6 protein-coding genes are annotated in these 5,747 nt (G+C 56.0%); 4 read left to right on the top strand and 2 right to left on the bottom strand.

Annotated features, from left to right (window positions below; genetic code table 11):
* The first annotated feature begins 367 nt into the window (after nt 1-367).
* Nucleotides 368-1,285: a nitrogen assimilation transcriptional regulator NAC gene (gene nac / locus DEO48_RS11650; RefSeq protein WP_008499475.1), complete on the top strand. Its 918-nt coding sequence runs from the start codon at nt 368-370 to the stop codon at nt 1,283-1,285.
* A gap of 96 nt (nt 1,286-1,381) precedes the next feature.
* On the top strand, nt 1,382-2,332 hold the full coding sequence (gene cbl, locus DEO48_RS11645; protein ID WP_109845242.1) for an HTH-type transcriptional regulator Cbl: 951 nt from the start codon (nt 1,382-1,384) through the stop codon (nt 2,330-2,332).
* A 43-nt stretch (nt 2,333-2,375) separates the two neighbouring features.
* On the opposite strand, the gene DEO48_RS11640 is transcribed toward cbl, so the two are convergent.
* Entirely contained in the window at nt 2,376-2,984 is a 609-nt protein-coding gene (locus DEO48_RS11640) for a glutathione S-transferase family protein (RefSeq protein WP_109845241.1), read from the bottom strand.
* 170 nt (nt 2,985-3,154) lie between these two features.
* On the opposite strand from DEO48_RS11640, the gene DEO48_RS11635 reads away from it, so the two are divergent.
* Nucleotides 3,155-4,066, top strand: coding sequence for a LysR substrate-binding domain-containing protein (locus tag DEO48_RS11635; RefSeq protein WP_109845240.1), 912 nt, complete (start codon nt 3,155-3,157; stop codon nt 4,064-4,066).
* 151 nt (nt 4,067-4,217) lie between these two features.
* On the opposite strand, the gene DEO48_RS11630 is transcribed toward DEO48_RS11635, so the two are convergent.
* Nucleotides 4,218-5,138 (bottom strand): LysR family transcriptional regulator, encoded by a 921-nt coding sequence (locus DEO48_RS11630; RefSeq protein WP_109845239.1) that lies wholly within the window; start codon nt 5,136-5,138, stop codon nt 4,218-4,220.
* Nucleotides 5,139-5,279: 141 nt separating this feature from the next.
* Here DEO48_RS11630 and DEO48_RS11625 point away from each other — a divergent pair, with 141 nt between their 5' ends.
* Nucleotides 5,280-5,669: a RidA family protein gene (locus tag DEO48_RS11625; RefSeq protein WP_109845238.1), complete on the top strand. Its 390-nt coding sequence runs from the start codon at nt 5,280-5,282 to the stop codon at nt 5,667-5,669.
* Nucleotides 5,670-5,747: the final 78 nt, after the last annotated feature.

Raw genomic sequence — 5,747 nt, 5'->3', positions numbered from 1 at the left:
ACATACGGATTAACAGTCCGCCGTTCTACCGACTGAACTACAGAGGAATCGTGTGAACGGGGCGCATATTATCGACCTGCGTTCGCCTTGTCAAAGGCTGGATCAACGCCTTTTGATCGTTTGCTGACAAAATCGGCAAAGTGATGTTTTTGACAGCGGAATGCACCGTCATGGTGCGGGTATACCCCTAATGGGGCAGATCATAAACTGCTGTTTCGGTAATAAAACCCCCCTCTGTAATTAGGTTTCCTTATTTTCAGGCGCTTAGCGAACAATTCAGACCGCCTGGTAAAAGTGGCATTCATATTGCAAAACCTGTTCAACAACGACAGCCGGTTCCGGCACAGCATTTCGAACAGGGGGCAAAATGAACTTAAGACGACTGAAATACTTCGTAAAAATCGTCGATATCGGCAGCCTGACTCAAGCGGCAGAAGTGCTGCATATCGCGCAGCCTGCGCTGAGCCAGCAGGTGGCTACTCTGGAAGGCGAGATGGATCAGCAGCTGTTGATCCGCACCAAACGCGGCGTCACGCCAACGGAAGCAGGCAAGATCCTGTATACCCATGCGCGCACCATCCTTCGCCAGTGTGAACAGGCGCAGCTGGCGGTGAATAACGTGGGCCAGACCCTGAGCGGGCACGTGTCTATCGGCCTGGCGCCGGGAACGGCCGCGTCCTCTATTACCATGCCGCTGCTGCAGGCCGTTCGCGCCGAGCTGCCTGAAGTGCTGGTCTACCTGCACGAAAACAGCGGTTCCGTGCTGAATGACAAACTGCTCAACGGCCAGCTGGATATGGCGGTCCTTTACGATCGCTCCCCGGTCGCCGGCATCACCAGCCAGCCGCTGCTCAAAGAAGATCTCTACCTCGTGGGGACCCGCGACTGTCCGGGCCAGAGCGTAGACCTCACCGCTGTGGCAGAGATGAACCTCTATCTGCCGCGCGACTACAGCGCCGTGCGCGTGCGCGTGGACGAAGCGTTCTCCCTGCGCCGCCTGACGGCAAAAATTATCGGTGAAATTGACTCAATCTCCACGCTCACCGCGGCCATTGCCAGCGGAATGGGCGTGACGGTTCTGCCGGAATCCGCAGCCCGCTCGCTGTGCAGCGCGGCGAACGGCTGGATGGCGCGCATCACCACGCCTTCGATGAGCCTGCCGCTGTCGCTGAACATGTCTGCACGCGGTTCGCTGTCGCCGCAGGCGCAGGCGGTAAAAGAGATTTTGATGTCGCTGGTCAGCAAGCCGTCGCTTGAGAACCGTGAACTCCAGCTTGTGAGCTGATATTCCATAAAAGCATAAGATGCTGGTTTTTATTATTTGTTCTGCAGCGCGGCTGACTCTAACAATAGAGCTATGTCAGATGCGCCGGAGTGAATCGTGAATTTCCAGCAACTTAAAATTATCCGTGAGGCGGCCAGGCGGGACTACAACCTGACCGAGGTCGCCAATATGCTTTATACCTCTCAGTCCGGCGTCAGCCGCCATATCCGCGAGCTGGAAGAGGAGCTGGGCATCGAGATCTTTATCCGTCGCGGCAAGCGGCTGCTCGGCATGACGGAGCCGGGTAAGGCTTTGCTCACCATCGCAGAGCGGATCCTCAACGAGGCCAGCAACGTGCGTCGTCTGGCGGATCTCTTCACTAATGACGCCTCAGGCGTACTCACCATCGCTACCACCCACACCCAGGCGCGCTACAGCCTGCCGCCGGTGATTAAAGCGTTCCGCGAACTTTTCCCCGACGTCCGTCTGGAGCTCATCCAGGGCACGCCGCAGGAAATTGAAGTGCTGCTGCAAAACGGTGGGGCGGATATTGGCATTGCCAGCGAGCGCCTGAGCAACGACCCGCTGCTGGTGGCGTTCCCCTGGTTCCGCTGGTACCACAGCTTATTACTCCCGGTCGATCATCCGCTGAACCAGGTTTCCCCTCTGACGCTGGAAGACGTCGCGAAATGGCCGCTGATTACCTACCGCCAGGGGATAACCGGACGTTCGCGCATAGACGAGGCCTTCAACCGCAAAGGGTTAACGCCGGACGTGGTGCTGAGCGCGCAGGATTCTGACGTGATCAAAACCTACGTCGAGCTGGGTCTCGGCATTGGTCTGGTGGCGGAACAGTCCGGCGGAGAACGCGAGGACGGGAGCCTGGTGCGTCTTGATACGCGTCACCTGTTTGACGCCAACACCGTATGGCTTGGCCTGAAGCGCGGGCAGCTGCAGCGCAACTATGTGTGGCGCTTTATCGAACTCTGCAACGCCGGGCTGTCGGTGGATGAGATTAAACGCCAGGTGATGGAACCGGAAGAAGTGGCGATTGATTATCAGATTTAGGCGCTGGTTTGCCCGGTAGCGCTGCGCTGACCGGGCTCATCGCTTAGTTGAACGGATATTTTTTAAAGACCGCCTGTGATTCAAATGATTCGGCAACCGCCTGAATCTCTCTAAAATCCGCTGCGTTAACGACGTGCGGAATCATCGACTGAATAAACGTCCAGACAACCGTGCTCGTGACGGCAACCTGATCGGGATCGGCGGAGGCCGGACGCGTCTTCAGCAAGGCATTCCATTCCCTGCAGGCCGCCAGCAGCTGGGTTGTAATGCGTTCGACCCATAAAGCGTGCTGCTTTTCCACCGGGCGCTGGTGGTGTTCATACACATTTTGCACGGCTTTCTCCGCGGCGGCGAGGAGAAAGCCCAGCGTCTGAAGATCGTTTGCCAGCGCATCCGGCGCGACGGGCAGGAGCCTCCGCTCGGGGGCGGCCTGAGCCTCGAAATAATTCAGTATCAGCGACGAATCCATCAAACGTATCCCGTTATCCAGAATTAGCGTGGGCGCTTTTACCGCGGGGTTGATTCGGGAGAACGCTTCGAAAGTGCTAAAGACCGACAGCGGTTGGCTTTCAAACTCAACGCCATAAAGCTCAAGGGAGATCGCCACGCGCCGTACATAAGGTGAATCTATCATGCCAACAAGCTTAATCATCGTTCCCGTTTTCCTGTCTCTGTGAAATAACGCGTCATTGAAGAGGATGAACAGACAGTACAATACAAACTTCCTGGCGAATATCTTCAGTATCTTACCGTAAAGGTTAGTATTACTGACATGTGGGCAAGTTGCCGTTATACATCCAGCGCGGATAAGGGAGAGCTTTCATGTCGGATTTTCCACCCATTGCCAGTTTGCGAAGCTTTGAAGCCGTCGCCCGTCTTGGCAGCGTGACGCTGGCGGCGAAAGAACTCCACGTTACCCATTCCGCAATAAGCCAGCAGATCAAACTGCTGGAGGAGATGGTGGGCGTAAAGCTCTTTATCCGTCAGGGACGCGGGGTGCAGATCAACGAAGAAGGGCGGCTCTATGCCTTACAGGTACGCGAGGCGTTGAACCATATTGCGGATGCCACCCGGCTTGTACAGGTGAAGCCGAGAAAGCAGGAGCTGACGCTGGCGATGGTGCCGTCTTTTGGATGCCACTGGCTGTTGCCGCGTCTGGAACGCTTTCGGGCGAAATATCCGCTTATCACCCTTCGGATCCAGGCCAGCCTGACGGTCACCAGTCTGCAGCAGGAGGGAATAGACATCTCGATACGGATGGGGAAAGGAAACTGGGAAGGGAGCGAAAGCCAGTACCTTTTTTCCGATGAACTCATTGTGGTGGCCGCGCCTGGCTATAACGACGGTGTGTTGCCCGCTACGCCGGCTGAGGTTGCAAAAAGTCATATTATTTTTTCCATGGAGTCGTGGAAAACGTGGTGCGTGAATGCGGGGCTGGAGAAAGATATCGTGCCTGGCGGTTTATGCATTAACGACTCCAATATCATTATCGAAGCTGTTCGGCTCGGGAAAGGGATCGCGCTGGAGCGCCGCTCTCTGGTTCAGGATGCCATCACCCGGGGGGAACTGGTCCAGCTAACCTCCATTACCGCGCCGTATCCCTGGCCTTACTGGCTGGTGACAGCGCGGTCAACGGAGACGAAGCCGGAGGTGGCTCTTTTTGTCGCGTGGCTGGATGAGGAAGTGGCGGCCTGGCGGCAGTTGGTGGGTGCCGCGGAAAGCAACGGCCAATAGAAAAGCAGGCTTTTCAAATTTGGCTCCTTTGACTGGATAGCCTTACCCAAAGTTGGCTAAGTTGTAAGCCAACTTTGAATTCCCTTTCTGTCAAAACGCCACGATGACCACCAGTCAACTCTAATGTGCGGATCAGCGGGCTGAGATGCAGTTATTTATTGGCGGAAGTGGGGGCATGCTGCTGCATCAATTCAACGATCCAATCAATAAAAACGCGCAGTTTGGCGTTAACGTGGCGGTTCGGCGGAAAGGCCAGATACAGGGGCATTGGAGCAATACGCCAGTCTTCAAATAGCGGAATCAAGGAACCACATGCCCGATGCGCTGCCGCCATATAGACGGGTAGCGCAACCACGCCTAATCCCGCGAGCCCGGCTTCGAGGTAGGCGTTGCCATCATCCACGGCAAGCACATAGCTTCCCGTGATTTCAATACGTTCACTCTCACCGTGCAGTACCAGAGGATCAATCTTACCGGTGCGTGAGGACAAGAATCCCACTATGCGATGGTCCGTGTTTTCCAGCTCTCGCGGGTGCGCAGGGGCGCCGAGGCGTTCCACGTAGCTCGGTGCGACGTAAACACCGATTTGCAAATCGCCAACATGGCGAGCGATCAGGGACTGGTCGTTGATTTCGCCGCCCCGCACGACGCAATCCACGTTGTCGCCGATCAGATCCACCATCCGGTCACTCACGCCCATGTCGAACTGGATATCAGGGTAGCGCGCGTGAAAAGCCGGTAGCGCGGGCACCAGCACCAGGCGGGCGAGAGGCGTGGGCACGTCTATCCGTAGCCGTCCCCTGGGCGTCATCGTCGCACTGGACAGGCTATTTTCAGCATCTTCCATGTCCGCCAGCAGACGGATGATGCGCTCGTAGTAGACCGCGCCATCAGGAGTCACACCGAGCCTGCGGGTGGTGCGATGGAGCAGCTTGACGCGCAGGCGCGCTTCCAGCTGTTGAATCAGCTGCGTCACCGTGGTTTTGCTCATATGAAGCGTTTGGGCAGCCCTGGTGAAACTGCCTGCCTCTACCACGCGAGCAAAGGCGCGCATCGCATCGAACCGATCCATCCCTTGTCCTCTCTTTTTACCGATTGTTTGGATATTACAAACAATGATGGACAAAGTCGCTTGTTTATCCGCCCGATCTGGCGCCTGTAAAATGTCTTTATGTTCAGCGGACAGAATTCGCCCCATTACAAAGGTACTAACATGACAACACGCGAAGCAGTTTTTCCCTTCGGACGGCAGGCGCTCTATGAGCGCAATCGGTATTCACCCGCCATCAAATCTAACGGCTTCCTGTTTGTTTCGGGGCAGGTTGGTAGCCGGGAGGATGGTTCGCCTGAAGAGGATCTCAACGCACAGATCCGGCTGGCATTCGATAACCTTAACGCTGTTCTTACGGCTGCGGGCTGCACGTTCGATGACGTAGTTGACGTTACCCTCTTTGTCGTCGATCCCGAGTCAAACCTCGACGCTATCTGGAGTATCCTGCCAGAATATTGGGGGGAAGCGCCTTATCCGACGTTGACCGGGATCGGCGTGACGTGGCTGTACGGATTCCAGTTTGAGATTAAGGTGATTGCCAGGCTGCCCTAAGCGACAGGAGCTTTTTGCCATACGGAAAATTATCCGAACGCAGAAAAGCAAAAAGCCTGCTTTAAAAGCAGGCTTTTC

The organism is Enterobacter sp. CGMCC 5087 (genome assembly GCF_003144775.1).
GTDB lineage: Bacteria > Pseudomonadota > Gammaproteobacteria > Enterobacterales > Enterobacteriaceae > Enterobacter > Enterobacter cloacae_M.
The sequence above is the reverse complement of the archived record's forward strand: the minus strand, read 5'-3'. Positions and strand labels throughout refer to the sequence as shown.

What these genes read in the sequence shown, in the direction of transcription:
- nac (WP_008499475.1), top strand. Translation starts at nt 368, where the DNA reads ATGAACTTAAGACGACTGAAATACTTCGTAAAAATCGTCGATATCGGC.
- DEO48_RS11640 (WP_109845241.1), bottom strand. Translation starts at nt 2,984, where the DNA reads ATGATTAAGCTTGTTGGCATGATAGATTCACCTTATGTACGGCGCGTG.
- DEO48_RS11635 (WP_109845240.1), top strand. Translation starts at nt 3,155, where the DNA reads ATGTCGGATTTTCCACCCATTGCCAGTTTGCGAAGCTTTGAAGCCGTC.
- DEO48_RS11630 (WP_109845239.1), bottom strand. Translation starts at nt 5,138, where the DNA reads ATGGATCGGTTCGATGCGATGCGCGCCTTTGCTCGCGTGGTAGAGGCA.
- DEO48_RS11625 (WP_109845238.1), top strand. Translation starts at nt 5,280, where the DNA reads ATGACAACACGCGAAGCAGTTTTTCCCTTCGGACGGCAGGCGCTCTAT.